The 19,960-nt window shown below is 38.3% G+C and carries 17 protein-coding genes and 1 pseudogene; 7 read left to right on the forward strand and 11 right to left on the reverse strand.

What is annotated here, in order from left to right:
* Positions 1-59: 59 nt before the first annotated feature.
* The 5 genes from AP75_RS09505 to AP75_RS09525 all read left to right on the forward strand — a co-directional run bounded on the left by AP75_RS09505 (position 60) and on the right by AP75_RS09525 (position 6,773).
* Positions 60-2,435: a M1 family metallopeptidase gene (locus AP75_RS09505; protein WP_088264458.1), complete on the forward strand. Its 2,376-nt coding sequence runs from the start codon at positions 60-62 to the stop codon at positions 2,433-2,435.
* 158 nt (positions 2,436-2,593) lie between these two features.
* Entirely contained in the window at positions 2,594-2,872 is a 279-nt protein-coding gene (locus AP75_RS09510; protein WP_031501528.1) for a co-chaperone GroES, read from the forward strand.
* Positions 2,873-2,985: 113 nt separating this feature from the next.
* Positions 2,986-4,608 carry a chaperonin GroEL gene (gene groL / locus AP75_RS09515; protein ID WP_088264459.1) on the forward strand — a complete coding sequence of 541 codons (1,623 nt, stop codon included), beginning with the start codon at positions 2,986-2,988 and terminating at the stop codon, positions 4,606-4,608.
* 327 nt (positions 4,609-4,935) lie between these two features.
* The gene (locus tag AP75_RS09520; protein WP_088264461.1) at positions 4,936-5,856 is read left to right on the forward strand and encodes a type II restriction endonuclease; all 921 of its coding nucleotides are present in this window, start codon (positions 4,936-4,938) and stop codon (positions 5,854-5,856) included.
* Entirely contained in the window at positions 5,853-6,773 is a 921-nt protein-coding gene (locus AP75_RS09525) for a DNA adenine methylase (RefSeq protein WP_088264463.1), read from the forward strand. The genes AP75_RS09520 and AP75_RS09525 overlap by 4 nt, the downstream gene beginning before the upstream one ends.
* 286 nt (positions 6,774-7,059) lie before the next feature.
* On the opposite strand, the gene AP75_RS09530 is transcribed toward AP75_RS09525, so the two are convergent.
* From AP75_RS09530 to AP75_RS09575, 10 genes are all read right to left on the reverse strand, one after another.
* Complete coding sequence (locus AP75_RS09530; RefSeq protein ID WP_031501530.1) at positions 7,060-7,560, reverse strand: hypothetical protein; 501 nt, start codon at positions 7,558-7,560, stop codon at positions 7,060-7,062.
* Between the two features lie 100 nt (positions 7,561-7,660).
* Entirely contained in the window at positions 7,661-9,106 is a 1,446-nt protein-coding gene (gene pyk / locus AP75_RS09535) for a pyruvate kinase (RefSeq protein ID WP_031501531.1), read from the reverse strand.
* A complete protein-coding gene (locus AP75_RS09540; protein WP_031501532.1) occupies positions 9,099-9,572 on the reverse strand; it encodes an IPExxxVDY family protein in 474 nt (157 codons plus the stop codon). Before AP75_RS09540 ends, pyk begins: the two co-directional genes overlap by 8 nt.
* A complete protein-coding gene (rnc, locus tag AP75_RS09545) occupies positions 9,547-10,308 on the reverse strand; it encodes a ribonuclease III (RefSeq protein ID WP_088264471.1) in 762 nt (253 codons plus the stop codon). Before rnc ends, AP75_RS09540 begins: the two co-directional genes overlap by 26 nt.
* Before the next feature lie 12 nt (positions 10,309-10,320).
* A complete protein-coding gene (gene fabF / locus AP75_RS09550; RefSeq protein ID WP_031502992.1) occupies positions 10,321-11,565 on the reverse strand; it encodes a beta-ketoacyl-ACP synthase II in 1,245 nt (414 codons plus the stop codon).
* 27 nt (positions 11,566-11,592) lie between these two features.
* Positions 11,593-11,832: an acyl carrier protein gene (locus AP75_RS09555; protein ID WP_015807007.1), complete on the reverse strand. Its 240-nt coding sequence runs from the start codon at positions 11,830-11,832 to the stop codon at positions 11,593-11,595.
* A gap of 250 nt (positions 11,833-12,082) precedes the next feature.
* A complete protein-coding gene (gene hutG, locus AP75_RS09560; protein WP_088264465.1) occupies positions 12,083-12,997 on the reverse strand; it encodes a formimidoylglutamase in 915 nt (304 codons plus the stop codon).
* 40 nt (positions 12,998-13,037) lie between these two features.
* Positions 13,038-13,985 (reverse strand): 1,2-phenylacetyl-CoA epoxidase subunit PaaA, encoded by a 948-nt coding sequence (gene paaA / locus AP75_RS09565; RefSeq protein WP_031502994.1) that lies wholly within the window; start codon positions 13,983-13,985, stop codon positions 13,038-13,040.
* A gap of 42 nt (positions 13,986-14,027) precedes the next feature.
* Entirely contained in the window at positions 14,028-14,285 is a 258-nt protein-coding gene (locus AP75_RS09570) for a hypothetical protein (protein WP_031502996.1), read from the reverse strand.
* A 35-nt stretch (positions 14,286-14,320) separates the two neighbouring features.
* On the reverse strand, positions 14,321-15,409 hold the full coding sequence (locus AP75_RS09575) for an FAD-binding oxidoreductase (protein ID WP_031502998.1): 1,089 nt from the start codon (positions 15,407-15,409) through the stop codon (positions 14,321-14,323).
* A gap of 357 nt (positions 15,410-15,766) precedes the next feature.
* Here AP75_RS09575 and clpB point away from each other — a divergent pair, with 357 nt between their 5' ends.
* Positions 15,767-18,358, forward strand: a complete 2,592-nt coding sequence (gene clpB / locus AP75_RS09580; RefSeq protein ID WP_031503000.1) for an ATP-dependent chaperone ClpB — start codon at positions 15,767-15,769, stop codon at positions 18,356-18,358.
* Positions 18,359-18,666: 308 nt separating this feature from the next.
* Positions 18,667-19,659 (forward strand): zinc metalloprotease, encoded by a 993-nt coding sequence (locus AP75_RS09585; RefSeq protein ID WP_088264467.1) that lies wholly within the window; start codon positions 18,667-18,669, stop codon positions 19,657-19,659.
* A gap of 26 nt (positions 19,660-19,685) precedes the next feature.
* Here the strand turns inward: AP75_RS09585 and AP75_RS14290 are convergent.
* Positions 19,686-19,960, reverse strand: a pseudogene (locus tag AP75_RS14290) (hypothetical protein); the annotation flags it as partial.

Consider the following 19,960-nt stretch of genomic DNA (forward strand, 5'->3'; position numbering starts at 1 on the left):
GCGTTTTTTGTAACGATTTCATAGTTTTGAAGACTATTTATTAAAAACCACGACATTCCATGAAGTTTAAATCCACCATTATTCTCTCTTTTTTTATTCCTTTAGGAATTTATGCCCAAGATATTCAGAACAATCCGAAAAGCAATCACGGCAACAAATTTGAGCAACTAGGAACCATTTTGCCATCGCCCAATGTGTATAGAACCGCTTCCGGAGCACCCGGACAAGGGTATTGGCAAAACCGAGCAGATTATCAAATCAATGCTTATTTGGATGAAGATAAACGAAATTTGAAAGGCTCCGAAACCGTAACTTACTATAATAATTCACCCGACGATTTAGAATATCTTTGGCTACAGTTGGATGAAAACCAACAATCAACCGTGAAAAATGCGGGTTATGATTTCGAATCAAAATTGCCAAAACAAACCACCACAGATCGCTTAAGAACTTCGGATTTGCCTGCGAAGGACAATGGTTATGGGGTGAATTTAGAAAAAGTAACCGATGCTTCCGGCAATCCGTTGAAATATATCGTGAATAAAACCATGATGCGGATTGATTTGCCAAAAGTTTTGAAGAAAGGTGAAAAGTTTGTCTTCAAAATCGATTGGAATTATAATATTCCAAACCGGATGGAATTGGGCGGTAGAGGTGGTTACGAAAACTTCCCGGAAGACGGAAACGATCTTTACACGATTACGCAATGGTTCCCGAGAATGTGCGTTTATAGTGATTTCAAAGGTTGGCAAAACAACCAATTCACCGGAAGAGGCGAATTTGCTTTAGCTTTCGGAGATTATAAAGTGACGATGAACGTTCCTGCGGATCATATCGTGGCATCAACGGGAGTTGGGAAAAATTTTGAACAAGTGCTTACTTCGGCTCAATTGGCAAGATGGAAACGGTCTCAAAGTTCTGCGGAACCGGTAGAGATTGTTACTTTAGACGAAGCCAAAAAAGCAGAAAAGAATAAATCAAAACAAAGAAAAACTTGGGTTTTCGAAGCGGAAAATGTAAGAGATTTTGCTTGGACTTCCTCTAGAAAATATGTTTGGGACGCAATGAAAGTAGTAATTCCTGAAAACAACAATCAGGTGATGGCGATGAGTTTGTATCCGAAAGAAGCATACAACCTTTATAGAAAATTCTCAACCAAAGCGGTTGCGCATACCATCAAAACTTATTCAGAATTCACCGTTCCTTATCCATATCCAGTGGCGCAGTCCATCGAAGCGGCAAACGGAATGGAATATCCGATGATTTGTTTTAATTACGGAAGAACCGAAAAAGACGGAACCTATTCCGAAGGAATTAAAAACGGAATGATCGGTGTAATCATCCATGAAGTTGGACATAATTTCTTCCCAATGATCATCAATTCTGATGAAAGACAATGGAGCTGGATGGATGAAGGGTTGAATACTTTTGTGGAATATTTAACCGAAGAAAAATGGGATAATAAATTCCCCTCAAGAAGAGGTCCCGCTCACACGATTGTTGATTATATGAAGCTTCCGAAAGAGCAGTTGGAACCCATCATGACGAATTCCGAGAATATCATTCATTTTGGTCCGAACGCTTATGCAAAACCGGCAACGGGACTTAATATTCTGCGCGAAACTATTATGGGAAGAGAACTTTTTGATGAGGCGTTTAAAACCTATTCCAAAAGATGGGCTTTCAAACATCCGGAACCTGCAGATTTTTTCAGAACAATGAATGATGCGAGTGCCGAAAACCTCGATTGGTTCTGGAGAGGTTGGTTCTACGGAATTGATCCTGTGGATATTTCTATTGATAAAGTAACAGTGGCGTCTCCGAATTTGGAGGTCGAACCTAAATCCCGCGAGATTACTTATACCGTAGATGAGCCGCTTCAAAATGATTTTGAAGATATTTCGAAAATCCGAAACAGAAATGATAAAAATATCAGTTTCTACACCGATAAAGACAAGGAAACCCAAGATTTCTATTGGAGATACAACCGAGGATTGGAGAAAGTTGATCAGAACAAAAAATATACTTTGAAAGTTGATAATTTGGAGAAAATTCCGAATAATGAAAAAGCAAAATTAAAGGATATTTATGCATATCAAATCGATTTCAGCAACAAAGGCGGTTTGGTAATGCCGATTATTCTTGAGTTTAATTTTGAAGATGGCAGCAAATTGAATGATAAATCTTCCGCGCAAATCTGGAGAAAAAATGAGCAGAAAGTTTCGAAAACTTATTATTTCGATAAAAAACTGAAATCCATTCAGTTGGACCCGATGAGAGAAACCGCGGACATCGATACTTCTAATAATTTCTGGGGAGAAATTCCGGAACCGGCTTCAAAATTTGAAGTCTTTAAACAGAAAAACGGAGAAGTGGCAAGAGGAGCTGCACAAGGAAAAGTAAATCCGATGCAGGCCGCCGGAAAGAAAAATTAAAAAAACCAAAAAGAAAGTCATTCAAATCGCTGAATGGCTTTTTTTCTGCCAAAATTGCACATCCTTCATTTTTAAAATGACAGTTTTGCAGTTTGTTTTTGTTGGCATTGTTTTGGAGAAAAGTCGGGTGTACATTAATAATTTAAACCCTAAAAAATATGTCAGTAAATTTTAAACCTTTAGCAGACCGAGTATTGATAGAACCAACGGCTGCAGAAACGAAAACCGCGTCAGGAATCATCATTCCGGACACAGCAAAAGAAAAACCACAAGAAGGAACTGTAGTTGCAGTTGGACCTGGAAAAAAAGACGAGCCAACAACCGTTCAGGTAGGCGACAAAGTTCTTTACGGAAAATATTCAGGTTCTGAATTAAAACTGAACGGTAAAGATTATTTAATTGTAAAAGAAGGAGATTTATTGGGAATTCTGGGATAAGATTTCAGATTGCAGACATCAGGTTTCACACATGAAATTTGATGCATTTTTTATAGTAAATCATTAAACAAAATCTGACGTCTAAAATCTGACGTCTAAAATCTAAAATAACAATGGCAAAAGAAATAAAATTCGATATCGAATCAAGAGACGCACTAAAAAGAGGTGTTGATGCTCTTGCAAACGCAGTAAAAGTAACATTGGGTCCAAAAGGACGTAACGTAGTCATTGAAAAATCTTTCGGTGCACCACACGTAACCAAAGACGGGGTTTCCGTGGCAAAAGAAATTGAGATGGAAGACAAAGTTGAAAACATGGGTGCTCAAATGGTGAAAGAAGTTGCTTCTAAAACCAACGATATTGCCGGAGACGGAACTACAACCGCAACTGTTTTGGCTCAAGCAATCGTTCGTGAAGGGCTGAAAAACGTAGCTGCAGGTGCTAACCCAATGGATCTGAAAAGAGGAATTGATAAAGCGGTAACCGCTGTTGTTGAAAACCTAAAATCTCAGTCTCAGGCAGTAGGTGATTCTTCCGAAAAAATCAAGCAAGTAGCTTCTATTTCAGCTAATAACGATGATACCATCGGTGCATTGATCGCTGAAGCGTTCGGAAAAGTAGGTAAAGAAGGTGTAATTACTGTGGAAGAAGCAAAAGGAACCGATACAACCGTAGACGTGGTTGAAGGAATGCAGTTCGACAGAGGTTACCAGTCTCCATACTTCGTAACCAACCCTGAGAAAATGGTTGCTGAATTAGAGAATCCTTATATCCTTTTGGTAGAGAAAAAAATCTCTTCCATGAAAGAATTGCTGCCGGTTTTGGAGCCGGTTGCTCAGGCAGGAAAATCGCTTTTAATTATTTCTGAAGAAGTAGAAGGTGAAGCTTTAGCAACTTTAGTTGTTAATAAATTAAGAGGTTCTTTGAAAATCGCTGCGGTAAAAGCACCGGGATTCGGCGACAGAAGAAAAGCAATGTTGGAGGATATTGCAATCTTAACAGGTGGACAAGTAATTTCTGAGGAAAGAGGTTTTACAATGGAAAACGCCACTTTGGAAATGCTTGGAACTGCTGAAAAAGTAACAATTGACAAAGACAATACTACAATTGTAAATGGTGGTGGTGACGAAGCTCAGATTAAAGGAAGAGTAAACCAAATTAAAGCGCAAATGGAAACCACGACTTCCGATTATGACAGAGAAAAACTTCAGGAACGTCTTGCAAAATTAGCAGGAGGTGTGGCAGTTCTTTACGTTGGTGCTGCTTCCGAAGTAGAAATGAAAGAGAAAAAAGACCGTGTAGATGATGCACTTCATGCAACCAGAGCTGCCGTAGAAGAAGGTATTGTACCTGGAGGTGGTGTTGCTTTGGTAAGAGCAATTTCTGCAATTAATGTAGAAGGAAGCAACCTGGACGAAACTACCGGTATCAAAATCGTGAAGAGAGCCATCGAAGAGCCGTTGAGACAAATCGTAGCCAACGCAGGTGGAGAAGGTTCCGTAATCGTAGCTAAAGTAGCGGAAGGAAGCGGAGATTTCGGTTTCAACGCGAAGAACGACGAGTATGTAAACATGTACGAAGCAGGAATCATCGACCCAACCAAAGTGGTGCGTGTAGCTTTAGAAAACGCAGCTTCAGTTGCAGGGATGCTTCTAACTACCGAGTGTGTCATCACCGAGGTGAAGAAAGACGAACCAGCCATGCCAATGGGCGGCGGTATGCCGGGCATGATGTAAGACTGGCTGCCAAAACCTTATAGGTTTCTGAAACCTATAAGGTTTCGAAAGTTTCGAGATATACAAATCCGTTCAGAATTTTCTGGGCGGATTTTTTTTTGTAGCCGGGAACCTGCTCTCCGCTATTACTCCTCGCTCTGCCGCTCCCGGCTCGTACCTCGCCGTCCGCGGCTTCGCTGTGGGGTAGCCGCTGCGATCAGGGCTAGGGGTTCGGTTTCCAAAAACAACTTATTAAAAGCATATTAATATTTTGATAAAGTAGAAGCTTAAACCAATCTTGTTTCTACATGTGTCTGAAAAATGAAGGAATAATAGTAACTTTGCAATATGGATAAAAAAACTAAAAATAGGTTTAAAAAAGATTTTAAGGACGCTTTAAATATTTTTTCGGAAGAACTGGAAAAATATGTTTCCACGGAAAATGGAGATTGGTCGGTAAAAGGTTTTATAGATGTCTATAAGAATATCTATACCATATCTTCAGATACAAAAATAGTTTCTAAAATCCTTGAAATACACATATTCCCACAAATCTTACAATTCGCCGAAGAGAATAATTATAATATTATTCTTACGGAGCATCAAAATTATTACCCTGATCTAACTTTTATACATAAGAAATATCAGGAAGTGAAATTTGCTGTCGATTTAAAGACCACTTACCGGAAGAAAAGTGGTGTGTCTAGTTTTACTTTGGGCAGCCATGGAAGTTACTTTAAAGAAAGAGACAAAAAGAAAAATATACAATACCCTTACAATGAATATCTCGCACATTTTTGCTTGGGTATAATCTACACTAGAACAGATATGTCGGATGATGCTTCGGATACAGAAATATATCAAGTCCAAGATCTTCAAGAGGAATACGAAACCGAGAATCAAATGGTGGGAGAAAGGGAAGTAACGACCGTTAAAAATTTAAAATCAATTACATCCGTAATTAAAGATTTTGACTTTTTTGTTGCCGAAAAATGGAAGATTGCAAGTGATAAACAAGGCTCTGGAAATACAGCGAACATTGGAGCAACTCTAAGCATTGAAGATCTTAGAAAAGAAAATGGTATTTTTAGTCAATTGGGAGAAGAATGGTTTGATGAATATTGGATAAATTATGAGTCTGCTACAATGCTAAAAAATGGAGAGCCCAAAAAAATTACTACGCTTAAAGATTTTTTAGAGTTTAAAGGAAGAAGTGACTTTTGGGATAAAATTGTTACTCGTCCAACTACAAGAAAAAACACAAAATGAAAGTTATAGTTCCGCCTATTAAAAGCCAAGGCATAAAAACAAAGCTTGTCCCGTGGATTAGGGATCTAGCACCTAGAGTTCCCGGTAGATGGATTGAGCCATTCTTGGGAACAGGAGTGGTTGCATTTAATTCAGGTTATAAAAAGGCTTTGCTAAATGATACAAACCCGCATATCATAAATTTTTATAAGGGTATACAAAAGAAAGAAATTACTGCAGCTTTGATGAAGGACTATCTTGAAAAAGAGGGTGCTATCTTAAGCAAGGCAGAGAATAATGGTTACGAACACTATCTAAAAATTCGTTCACGCTTTAATAAGGAATTTTCGCCTTACGATTTTATCTTTTTATCCAGAGCGGGATTTAATGGTATGATGAGATTTAATAAAAAAGGCCACTGGAATATTCCGTTTTGTAAAAAACCAGACCGTTTTGCGCAAGCTTACGTTACTAAAATAACTAACCAAGTAGCTATTACTTCTCAAATTATTCAAACCGAGCCTAATTGGATGTTTCAAAATAAGTCGTTCGCAGAGATTATTCCATTAGCCAATGAAAACGACATTATCTATTGCGATCCACCTTACTATGGTAGGCATGTTGATTATTTTAATGGCTGGACTGAGGATGACGAGGAACTATTATTTAATTTATTAAGTGAAACAAAAGCTAAATTCATTCTTTCAACATGGCATCATAATGATTGGCGTAAAAATGAAATGATTGACAAATTTTGGGGAAGGTTTAATGTAGTTACTAAAGATCACTTTTATCATAACGGCGGAAATATAGAAAACAGACGGACAGTAGTTGAAGCTTTGATTTGCAATTTTGATACTGGCAATTTTGAACAACATAATCATGGTGTGAAGGATAAAATAAAAATCGAACAATTAGAAATTAATTGGAGAAGCTAAGAAAATGTTACTAATTTAAAACTGTATCCCACCTCAAAATTTTCTCAAGCCAACCCGAACCACCGCTCTTAAACCCCATCGATAGGGTGGCCTACCCCAAAAATGAGGCTCTGCACCCCAAAAATAAGGTCTCGCACCCCAAAAGTGAGGTTCGGAACCCCAAATTTTAGCCAAAGAACCCCAAATTTGCACCTTTGAACCGCATCTATGCACGGTGAGACCGCATACATGTGCATTAATCGATATTTTCGGGAACAAAAATCCCCAGCTGATGCCGGGGATTGTTCTAAGCGGTTGGGCTATCGGTTTCTGGAGCGGGCTTTTCTTTACCTTTACCCGAGCGGTTGAAAAACTGTTTCATTTCATTCATCTTGGTCTCGTAACCGGGTGCCTGCGAACCGGCTTTGTAGGTGGTGTAGGCATAATCATCCAGCGCGCTTTGGTAATTGTCGTAATCGTGCAGAATTTTTGCGTTTTTAATTCTTTCCGAAAGTGCATCCAGGCGGTACTGAAGATTTTCCATCACCTGTCGGCTGTTGTAATCTTTTTCAAATTCGTCCCAATCCAGATCGGGTACCGAAAGGTTGGGCGAGTTGCGGCGGTAGTCCCATACTTTGTTCACCAGCAGTTTGTTCTGCTCATTCACACTGCCATAGGTGCTGCGTTCTTCAGCGGTAAGGGTTACCGTAAGCACCGCGAGTGCATTTTCTAGTTGGGTTAGGGCATCTTGTGCGGCGGTTACCTGAGCTTCTGTCAGGTGCGCATTGTTCAAATTGGTAATAGGCATAACTTTGTGTTTTTTGATTACGATAAATATAATAAATTTCTTTAAACAAAAAAATCCGTTCAACGAATTGAACGGATTGCTATAAATATCGTAACGATTTCTAAATCGTCGTTAATCTCAGGGTATTGGTTTTACCACCTTCGTAAGCTGGTGTTGCGTTCAGGTTGATCACGAAATCGCCCTGTTCTACAAAACCGTTGGTGTGCGCCAGCATATTCACCTGAATAATGGTTTCGTCGGTAGATTTCTGCATGTCGTAATAAAATGCACGTACGCCCCAAAGCAAATTCAACATCGTAAGCACTCTTCTGTTGGAAGAGAATACGATGATGTTGGAATTCGGACGGTGTGCCGAAATTTGAAACGCGGTATAACCAGAATAGGTAAGCGTGATGATCGCTTCTACGTTGGTTGTTTTTGCAATTCTCACTGCTGCCAAACATACCCGATTGGTAATAAAACGCTCGTCAACACAATTGAATTCGTGCTCGATCGGAGAGTTCTTGCTTTGGTAGAAATGAGTTTGCTCGATGTTTTTTACAATTTTCGACATGTTGCTTACTACATCTACCGGATATTTTCCTACGGAAGTTTCTCCGGAAAGCATCACCGCATCAGCCCCATCAAGTACCGAGTTTGCCACGTCATTGACCTCTGCTCTGGTTGGGGTTAAACTGGTGATCATGGTTTCCATCATCTGGGTTGCAATAATTACCGGTTTAGAATATTTTCTGGCGATTTCTACCAAGTTTTTCTGGATGGCGGGAACATCTTCCATAGGAACCTCCACACCCAAATCTCCTCGGGCAACCATTAATCCATCACATTCTACCAAGATTTGCTCGATGTTTTTTACTCCTTCTGGTTTTTCAATCTTGGCAATGATCGGGGTTTTGTGCTTGTTGGTTGGGTGATTTTTCATCAATTCTTTCAAATCGATGATATCCTGCGCATGGCGCACGAAGGATAAAGCGATCCAGTCCAGCTCCAGATCAAGCATGAAGTTTGCGTCTTCCACATCTTTTTCAGTAAGTGCGGGAAGCGAAACATTGGTGTTCGGCAGGTTGACCCCTTTTTTAGAACTCAGTGGCCCACCCTGTATTGTTTTTGCTCGTACGGTATCGATTTCGTTGGTTTCAATAACTTCTAAAACCAGTTTACCATCGTCGATTAGGATTCTTTCACCAACTTTCACATCTTGAGGAAACTTTTGGTACGTCATGTAAACTTTGGTAGAATCTCCTTCGATTTTTTCGTTGGTAAAGGTGAGAATATCACCAGGATTGAGGTAAGAACCTTCTTTTACAACGCCAACACGTAGTTTAGGACCTTGTAAATCTCCCAAAATACCCACTGAGTAGCCATATTCTTGGTTCAGTTCGCGGATGGTGTTTACATTTTTCCTTACTAAATCGTAATCTGCGTGGGAGAAATTTATTCTGAAAACATCTACACCTGCCTGGATCAGTTGCAGCATCGTTTCTTTATCGGATGAAGCAGGGCCTAAGGTGGCAATGATTTTTGTCTTTTTTAAATATTTATTCATAATATTGAAATATGTGATAAAGTTCCTCTTCGGAACTCAGGGTAAAATCTTGTATTTGGAACATAAGATTTTCCGGGAGCAAAATTAAGGAAAAATCATTAAATGGCTCCGATGTTTTGATGATATAATCAACATCTTGAAAATGTTCTAGCAAATATTTATTTTCAAACTCGCCGGAAAAGAGTTCTGTGGCAATTTTCTTCTGTTTAGAATGGCAACATTTATTACCTATAAAGTGAATACAAACCTTGGAATCATTATGAAAAGCTTGAAATCTTGGGAAATGATACTCGAAATATTCGCCGTGGTAAACAAGATCATCGATGCGCGTGAAATTAAAAGAATTGATGGTATTGATGTGAAAGAATAGCTCGTGCGGCGGAATATCCATTGCCAGCCTTGCTAAGCCCAACGAGATGTTTTCATCTTCGTCTTCAATATCAAGCAGTATCTTTTGGGTTTTCAATGATGCTTTGTTTTTTGTTTAAAATATAGAATGCTCTTTGTGCAGCTTTTTCTTCTGCTTTTTTCTTGGATGTTTCTGTGGCGTTTGATATTTTCTCGTCATCTAGCCAAACATGACATCGGAAAACCAGGTTTTTATTGGCCTGAAACTCCTCACAGGTTTCATATTTGATGCTCACTTTCTTTTTTTGGCTCCATTCCAGCAGTAAACCTTTGTAACTCACAATTTTATTTTCGAGTTTGTTGATTTCTGATGGGGTTAAAAGCCTTTCTAAAACAACTTTTTTACAGGTTTCATAATCCACATCAAGATAAAGAGCACCAATTAGGGCTTCAAATAAATTGCCCGAGATATTTTCGCTCAATGTAGAAGAAGTATCGTTCTGCAAAAATTTCGTTAAACCAAGATGTTCTCCTAATTTGTTGAGGTTTTTTCGGTTCACGATTTTCGATTTCATTTGCGTCAGATATCCTTCATTCGCTTGCGGATAGGTAGAAAACAAATGACAGGAAATTATCGCACCCAAAACTGCGTCTCCTAAAAACTCCAGCCTTTCGTAATTTTGAGTTGGTTTTTTTGAAGAGGTTTTCAAAGAAAATGCCTCGCGATAAAGATTGATATTTTGCACACTGCAACCGGTAATTTTACTGATCTCCGTGCTTAGGTAATAATCTTTTTCGGAAAGGATTTTTTTTCTGTGAACTAGGAATCTTGGAAAATATTTCTTTAACTCCATAGAAATTTTCAATTAGATTTTGGAGAAAAGTACACACGCATTGTGCCCACCAAAGCCAAAAGTGTTACTCATTGCAACATTTACCTCTTTTTCCACTGCCTTTTGGAAGGTGAAATTAAGACGGCTGTCTATCTTTTCATCATCACTAAAATGATTAATGGTAGGAGGAACTGTGTTGTGGATGATAGAGTTAATGACAGCGATTGCTTCGATCACTCCTGCAGCACCTAAAAGGTGACCTGTCATTGATTTGGTAGAGTTAATCTGAATGTCATATGCATGATCGCCCAGCAATTTGGAAATTGCATTAGATTCCGCGATGTCACCCAATGGAGTAGAAGTACCATGCATGTTGATATGATCTACTTCGTCGGCCGTTACACCAGCATCTTCTAAACAATTTTTCATCACCAAGTATGCGCCCAAACCTTCAGGGTGTGGAGCTGTCATGTGATATGCATCAGCACTCATTCCGCCGCCTTTCAATTCGGCATAGATTGTAGCGCCTCGTTTTTTTGCGTGTTCGTATTCTTCCAAGATGATTGATCCAGCTCCTTCCCCCAATACGAAACCATCACGGTCTTTATCAAAGGGTCTTGATGCTGTTTTAGGATCATCATTTCTAGTAGAAAGTGCCATCATGGCATTGAAACCCCCTACGCCACTTGCGGTAACTGCAGCCTCGGAACCTCCACAAACGATTACATCAGCCTTTCCTAATTGAATAAGCATTTTAGCATCGATAAGTGCGTTTGCAGATGAAGCACATGCGGAAACAGTGGTGTAGTTCGGACCGTGGAAGCCGTATTCAATAGAAATTTGTCCTCCGGTTATGTCCGCAATCATTTTAGGAATAAAGAAAGGGTTGAAACGGGGAATTTCGGTATTTGCCCAACCCAAAACTTCGGTTTCGAAGGTTTCTAAACCTCCAATTCCTGAACCCCAAATTACTCCGACTCTGTTTTTATCTAGATTATCCGAAAGAATTCCGGAATGCTCTACAGCTTCACGAGCAGCCACGATTCCCAATTGGGTATTTCGATCCATTTTCTTAGATTCTTTTTTATCGAAATGATCTAATGGATTGAAATTCTTGACTTCGCAGGCGAATTTGGTTTTGAAGTTTGTGGCATCAAAAAGAGTAATAGGAGCAGCACCGCTCACGCCTTTTACAAGGTTTTCCCAGTATTCTTTGGCATTATTTCCGATGGGTGTAATGGCTCCGAAACCAGTAACTACTACTCTTTTTAATTCCATAAATTTTAGATTCTTGTTAATAGAATATTATTTGTTCACTACTTCTTCGATGTAAGTAATAGCGTGTCCTACAGTTGTAATTTTTTCTGCTTGATCATCAGGGATTTGGATGTTGAATTCCTTTTCAAATTCCATGATTAATTCTACAGTATCCAAAGAATCTGCTCCTAAATCGTTTGTGAAGCTTGCTTCTGGAGTTACTTCTGTTTCCTCAACGTCGAGTTTATCAGCGATAATAGCTTTTACTCTTGATGCAATGTCTGACATAGTAATTTATTTTTTAATTAATTGTTAATTGGTGCAAATATATAAAATTCTTTATCATCTAAGATTTTTTTTTACCATAATTAATAAATAATTGTCGTTTGGTCTCGTTTGATTTAGATGAATTTTCTAAGCTAATTTAGCTCATTTTATTTAAATTAAAGTCTTTGTAAATCGATGAGTTGATCATTTTGATATCATAGAAATAAGAAAGAAATGTCTTGTATAATCGTGAATATCATCAAAGTAAATTTCAACTCATCAACCATTCGTTGGCTAAACTCGCGGCCAATCTTGCAGTTCTTTCGGCGATGTCTAATGATGGATTAACTTCTGCGATATCCATCGCAATGAGTTTTTCATTTTTCAGAATGTGTTTGAAATAATGCATGAAAGTGGAATCTGCCATAATTCCGTTGTACGCAGTTGCGGAAACTCCTGGTGCAATTGATGCATTGAAAACGTCCATACAGATCGTAAGGTATAAAACATCAACTCCAGCTAAAAATTCATCGATTTTTTGATAGATGTTGGGCAAGTTTTCGAAGAAAAGTTCGTCTGCCAGGATATATTTCATTCCAAATTGATGGGCAATGTCAAATAGCTTTAAAGTGTTGGAGTTTTTCTGAATTCCTATATGAAGTGAATGGATTTCTCCCTGCTGTGCGATTTGCCAAAATCCGGTTCCGGAACTTGCACCAATGTTCGGGTCAACTTCTCGGTTGTCGAAATGGGCGTCAATGTTGATAATTCCTACTCTTTTATCGGGAAAGGCTTGTTTGATTCCAGAATAGTGAGCGAAAGTTACTTCGTGCCCGCCACCGAAAACAAGGGATTTTCCTTTTCTTTTTAAAACAACGGCTATTTTATTTGCGAGTTCTTTTTGGGATTTTTCTAAATTTCGATCTTCGCAGGTAATATTCCCAAAATCTTTTAAAACAAATGCAGGATTTACCACCGGAAAATTTGCGGTATTTTTCCTAATAATATCGCATCCTTCTTTAGCGCCGACTCTTCCTTTGTTTCTTTTTACGCCTTCGTCAACGGCAAAACCGTGGAGAATAAAATCGTTTTCCGAAATTTTGTTGTAATTGTTCTCCAAAGATACTCTTTGAAAAATCCTGTGATATAGTGGATCCTCACCATCGAAGCGTCCTTGCCAAATCATATTTTTAATTTAGGAATTTGGAAATGGGTTAATTCGAGAATTAATTATTTATTGATTCAGTTTTCATTTTAGAAGCGTACGCCATCGCAGCTTCTTTTACCCAAGAATGTTTGCGTTGTGCTTTTCTTTTTGTTTCCAAACGTTTCTTGTTGCAAGGTCCGTTTCCTTTCAGAACTTCCATGAATTCGTCCCAAGGCAATTCCCCGAAATCGTAATGTCCGGTTTCTTCATTCCATTTTAATTGCTCATCGGGAATTTTCAACCCCAAAAACTCCGCTTGCGGAACGGTTACATCAATGAATCTTTGTCTTAAAGAATCGTTGCTTTCGCGTTTAACACGGTAATTCATTGATTTTTGTGAATTCGGCGAAGCGTCGTCATTTGGTCCGAACATCATTAGTGCAGGCCACCAAAAACGATTTAGCGCTTCTTGTGCCAAATCTTTCTGCTCTTTCGTTCCGCGACAAAGCGTCATTAAAATTTCATAACCTTGTCTTTGGTGGAAAGATTCTTCTTTGCAAATTCTTACCATTGCTCGGGAATATGGGCCGTAAGAATTTCCCATCAACATTACTTGATTCATAATCGCAGCGCCATCAACCAGCCAGCCAATTGCTCCAATATCTGCCCAAGAAAGCGCCGGGTAATTGAAAATGCTGGAATATTTTGCCTTTCCCGAAAGCATATCATTGTAAGTGGAATCGCGATCGGCGGCGATTTCTCCGTTGTTTAAAGTCTCCGTTGCGGCATATAAATAAAGTCCGTGTCCGGCTTCATCTTGAATTTTTGCCAAAAGTGCCATTTTTCTTCGAAGTGATGGCGCTCTGGTGATCCAGTTGGCTTCAGGGAGCATTCCAACAATCTCGGAATGTGCGTGTTGAGAAATTTGCCGAACTAAAAGTTTTCGGTAATCATCGGGCATTACGTCTTTAGGTTCTACTTTATTTTCTGCCTGTACGTACGCTAAAAATTTTTCTAAATGTTCCATATTTCACCGCGGATGCGTTGTTTTTTAATTAAATTTAAAAAATCAGAGTTTGGTATCGCTTAAATCATCTTTAAGGTAAATTCCGACTTTGGAATCGATGAATTCACCAGCAACAAAATTGATGATTTTGTCGTTGTTTTCAATTTGGTATTCTTTGAAAAAATACACATTTCCCCCGTCAGGTCCTTTTACTTCTACCTTTTTATTAACGCAATGCCAGTAATGATTCCAGATGTTGGTTCCGTCAATCTTAAAAGCTTCATTTTCGTTAATCGCTTTTGCAAATTTCCATTGTGCCATAATTGATAGTTTTTTTTAATCCGTTTCGGATGGAGTTAAACGTCGTAATTCAGCATCACCACATTTGTTGTTGGGTGACATTGGCAAGTTAGTACAAAACCTCTCGCAACTTCATCTTCGGTCAACGCGAAATTTTTCTCCATGAAAACTTCGCCTTCCATCACCTGGGCTTTGCAGGTACAGCAAACTCCACCTTTGCAAGCGAAAGGAACCGGCAATTTATCATTGAGAGCTTGGTCTAAAATGCTTTTTTTCTTTGAATTAAGGTGGAAAGAATATTCATCATCATCAATAATCAAAGTTACCATGCTTTCGATATTTGGAATGCCCTTGAATTCATCACTCATTTCTGCATTTTCATCTTCATCTGGTGCGGCGTAATATTCGTACATGATTTGCAGTGAAGGAACTTTTTTATCTTTTTTTAAAAATTCCGCAACTTCCTTGATCATATCTGCAGGTCCACAAATAAAATAAGTAGCTTCCTGAGTCGGAATATCCGTGAATTTTTCTAATAAAAGATTTAGTTTTTTGGCAGAAATTCTCCCTTCAAACAATTCGTCTTCAAAGTGTTTTTCGCGAGAAAGTAGATAAATAACCTGCAATCTTCCTTCGAATTTATGCACCAGTTCATCAATTTCTTTTTTGAAAATAATATCGTTGAGACTTTTATTGCTGAAAAACAAGTATGCTTTGCTTTTTGGTTCTTGGTAAAGCGCTTCTTTTAAGTTTGATAGCACCGGCGAAATCCCGCTTCCTGCCGCAATTCCTACGTAAGTTTTTTCGTTGGAAGGATGGTAATGAGTGTAAAAATGTCCCATCGGTGCGGAAACTTCTACTATGTCGCCAGATTTTAAATTTTCGTTTAAAAAAGTCGAAACTTTACCGTTTTCTAAATGTTTTACAAGAATTTCCAAGGAAGTGTTTCCTTCCGTTGGAGCGTTTACAATCGAATAGGAGCGGCGCAAATCTTCTTCCCCAAAAACAAATCTCACGTTCAAATATTGTCCTTGTTTGAACGAAAATTTGTGTCGTAAATTTTGAGGGATTTCGAAAGCGATATTCACTGAATCGTTCGTTTCCTTCGCTACTTTGATGGTTTTTAATGGATGAAAATGATGCATATTTTAGTCTAAAACTTAAAAAAATCTGATTTTAACAAATATACTTATTTTTTAATGGTAAAAAAGAGGTTTTCAAAATCGCGAGTTTTCAGTGAGTTTTTTTTAGAAAAAAATATCGAACTTTTTGTCCGTTAACGAAATCATTTCGAAAATCTTTCGGAAATTTTGTCCTAATATATTTGTTTTCAAATATTTTTTTTCGGTAAATTTGTCTTTGAAGATGAGGAAATTTGCTTTGAGAATAGTTTTTGCGATCAATGTAGCGATTAACAAAATGAATGATAACAATATTAAGAATTCATCAATTTCAGTGGGTTCTTAATATTTTATAAACTAAAAAAATTAAAAATTATTAATATGAATTTAAACCAATACACCGTAAAATCTCAAGAAGCCATCCAAAAAGCGCAACAAATCGCTATGGAATTTGGCAATCAGAGTATCGAGCCTCAACATTTGCTTGAAGGAATATTTCAGGTAGATGAAAATATTTCTGAATTTTTGTTGAAAAAATCAGAAGCTGAACTTAATTTAGTGAGAGAGCGAAACCGCGAAAACATTGAAAAACTGCCTAAAGTGCAGGGCGGGGATATCTATCTCTCCCAATCCGCAAACCGCGTTCTGCTAGAAGCACCGAACATTGCCAAGAAAATGGGCGACGAATTTGTGACGATTGAGCATCTTTGGCTTTCGCTCTTTGATGTGAATTCGGATGTTTCGAAAATGCTGAAAGACATGGGTGTTACCAAAAAAGGTCTGGAAATGGCGATTAGCGAAATTCGAAAAGGTTCAAAAGCAACTTCCGCAAGTTCAGAAGAAACATATCAAAGTTTGAACAAATATGCGAAAAACTTCAATGAACTCGCCGCGGAAGGAAAACTAGATCCGGTAATTGGCCGTGATGAAGAAATTCGACGAGTTTTGCAAATTTTGTCGCGAAGAACCAAGAATAATCCGATCCTGATTGGTGAACCAGGAGTTGGTAAAACTGCAATTGCTGAAGGAATTGCACATCGAATTATTTCGGGCGACGTTCCGGAAAATTTGATGGATAAAACTTTGTATTCATTAGATATGGGGGCTTTGATCGCAGGAGCTAAATACAAAGGTGAGTTTGAAGAAAGATTAAAATCTGTAGTGAATGAAGTGATTAAATCTGATGGGCAAATTATTTTGTTTATTGATGAAATTCACACTTTGGTCGGAGCCGGTGGTGGTGAAGGCGCTATGGATGCTGCAAATATCCTTAAACCTGCGCTGGCAAGAGGGGAGTTGAGAGCAATTGGAGCGACGACTTTAAATGAATATCAAAAATATTTTGAAAAAGATAAAGCGCTCGAAAGACGTTTCCAAAAAGTAATGGTAGAAGAGCCGGACACGGAATCTGCAATTTCGATTTTGCGTGGAATCAAAGATAAATATGAAGCGCATCATAAAGTTCGAATCAAAGATGAGGCGATCATTGCTGCTGTAGAACAATCTCAACGTTATATTACCGATCGTTATCTTCCGGATAAAGCGATTGATTTGATCGACGAGGCTTCCGCGAAACTGCGAATGGAAATCAATTCCAAGCCTGAAGAACTTGATGTTCTCGACCGAAAATTGATGCAGTTGGAAATTGAGCTCGCTGCGATTTCTAGAGAAGGAAACGAAGTGAAAATCAACCATCTAAAAGAAGATATTGCCAGAATCCAGGAGCAACGAAACGAAATCAATGCAAAATGGTTGAAAGAGAAACAGAAATCTGAAGATCTTACCCGTATTAAAAAAGAAATTGAAGCTTTAAAATTAGAAGCTGAAAGAGCTTCCAGAGTGGGTGATTATGCAAAAGTTGCTGAAATTCAGTACGGAAAACTTCGGGAAAAAGAAGAAGAACTTCAAAAGCTGGAGCTTGAAATGCAGAATAGTGAAAATGAGTTGATTAAAGAAGAGGTTACTGCTGAAGATATCGCGGAAGTCATTTCAAAATGGACCGGAATTCCGGTAACGAAACTTCTGCAATCCGAAAGAGAAAAACTTCTTCATTTAGAAGATGAACTTCATAAAAGAGTTGTTGGTCAGGAAGAAGCGATTTCCGCCGTTGCCGACGCGATTCGTAGAAACAGAGCCGGGCTTAATGATGAGAAAAAACCAATCGGTTCCTTCCTTTTTTTAGGAACTACCGGAGTCGGAAAAACCGAGCTAGCAAAAGCTTTGGCGGAGTTTCTTTTTGATGATGAAAATAACATGACCAGAATCGATATGAGTGAATATCAGGAAAGGCATTCCGTCTCTCGTTTGGTGGGCGCGCCTCCAGGATATGTGGGCTACGACGAAGGTGGTCAATTGACGGAAGCGGTTCGCAGAAGACCTTATTCTGTGGTTCTTTTGGATGAGATCGAGAAAGCGCATCCGGATGTTTTCAATACTTTGCTGCAGGTTTTGGATGATGGAAGATTGACGGATAACAAAGGTAGAGTGGTGAATTTCAAGAATTCAATTATCATTATGACTTCCAATTTGGGATCGCATTTGATTCAGGAAAATTTTGAAAATATTACCGATGATAATGTAAAGGAAGTTGTCGAGAAGACCAAAGATGAAGTTTTCACGCTGTTGAAACAAACTTTAAGACCGGAATTCCTGAACAGGATTGATGAAATTGTGCTTTTCCAGCCTTTGACCAAAAAGGAAATCGGAAAAATTGTGCATTTCCAACTTCGTGCTTTCAATAAAATGCTCGAAAAAAGAGGAATATTTATGACCGCTACCGAAGATGCGATCGATTATCTAACCAAAAAAGGTTATGATCCGAGTTTCGGAGCTAGACCGCTGAAAAGAGTTTTGCAGCAAGAAGTTTTGAATAAATTGTCCAAAGAAATTCTTGCCGGAAACGTCAAAGATGGCGATCGAATTACCCTTGATTATTTCGAGGAAACCGGATTGGTTTTTCGACCAACGGAATAATTTTTAAATATTGATAACAGTAAAGCGATCGAATTTCGGTCGCTTTTTTTATTGAATTTACATGGTAATTTGAAATTTTATAAATGATTTTTATTCAATTTTCAAATGTTTTGAGGTTTGTTTAATGGTGTTTTTGATCAAATTTTGATTATAATCAACATAAATAATCAATTTATTAAAAAATTAATACAATGAAATTCATTTAATTAAATATTTTTCAATAATATATTTGTAATATTTGTGAAATACCTATTGTGTAGTAATTTCCAACTCTATAAATTCGCTTCTTCAAAATTAATATTTAAACTATGAAGAAATTGTTAATGGGAGCATTTGCTTTGTCAATGCTAGTTGCGTGTAATGCGGGTGATGAAAACCTGCTTAATCAAGAAGGAAATGATTTAACAGCAAACTCCAGTGGGGCAAGTGCTCAAAGGGTTTGTCCTTCTGAAGAAATTAGGGAAGAAGCTTTAGCGAAAAACCCTGAATTAATGGCCAAGTTTACGGAAAACGAAAGTTTAACTAAGCAATTTGCTAATGATTTAGCGCTTGGAAAAGTTTTGGCAGATGGAACTGTTGAAATCCCGGTAGTGGTGAATGTATTGTACAGAACTTCCGCGGAAAACATTTCTGATGCACAAATTGCTTCACAAATAGCAACGCTGAATAATGATTTTGGAGGAACAAATTCCGACGTGAATAAAATTCCTTCCGAATTTGCTTCTGTTGCGGCTGGTGATACCAAAATTAAATTCCGGTTGGATCGTGTAATCCGTAAATCTACAACCGTGCGTTCGTGGAAAACAAATGATGCGATGAAGAAGACTTCATCAAAAGGTCAGGATGCCTTTAAGCCTGCTAACTATTTCAATATATGGGTTGTTGGCGAAATGGGTGGTGTTTTGGGCTATGCAACATTCCCGGAATCGGCTGGGCTTTGGAATGACGGCGTGGTAATCGCAGGGAAATATTTCGGAAACACTTCTTCAGCGCCTTATAACTTAGGAAGAACTGCAACTCACGAAGTGGGACATTACCTGAATTTGCGTCACATTTGGGGTGATGGAAACTGTGCAACTGATTTTGTAGATGATACTCCAACTCAACAAGACAAAAACTTCGGAAAACCAACTTATCCTCAGTATGACCTTTGTGGAGGCGTGAACAGATCGATCCAATTCATGAATTATATGGATTATGTGGATGATGCAGCGATGTATATGTTCTCATCGGGTCAAAAAGCGAGAATGATGGCAGTTACCAGTACTTCCGGACCAAGAGCTGGACTTAGAGTTTACTAGAAATTATGTTGTTATATAGTCGTTCCTTAACAAAACCCACTATTTAATTTATATTTAAAAACAGGATTAGAAAACAGCATAATTTGTATCTTATAAAATAAGAAAATAATTTTCTGTTTCAGTAGTTCCATCATTTTCTTCATGTTCCAAGCGGTTGCAGCTAGTAATGCATTGATTTGTGGTCCCGTTTCTCCCATGAAGTAATTTTTTGCCAGCCTAAAATCGGTTTTTAAATGTCCGATGATAGGTTCTATTGCCGCTCTGGTTCTAAATTTTTTGCGCTTTGTCTGCTTTTGATAAG

Source organism: Kaistella haifensis DSM 19056 (assembly GCF_000735695.2).
GTDB lineage: Bacteria > Bacteroidota > Bacteroidia > Flavobacteriales > Weeksellaceae > Kaistella > Kaistella haifensis.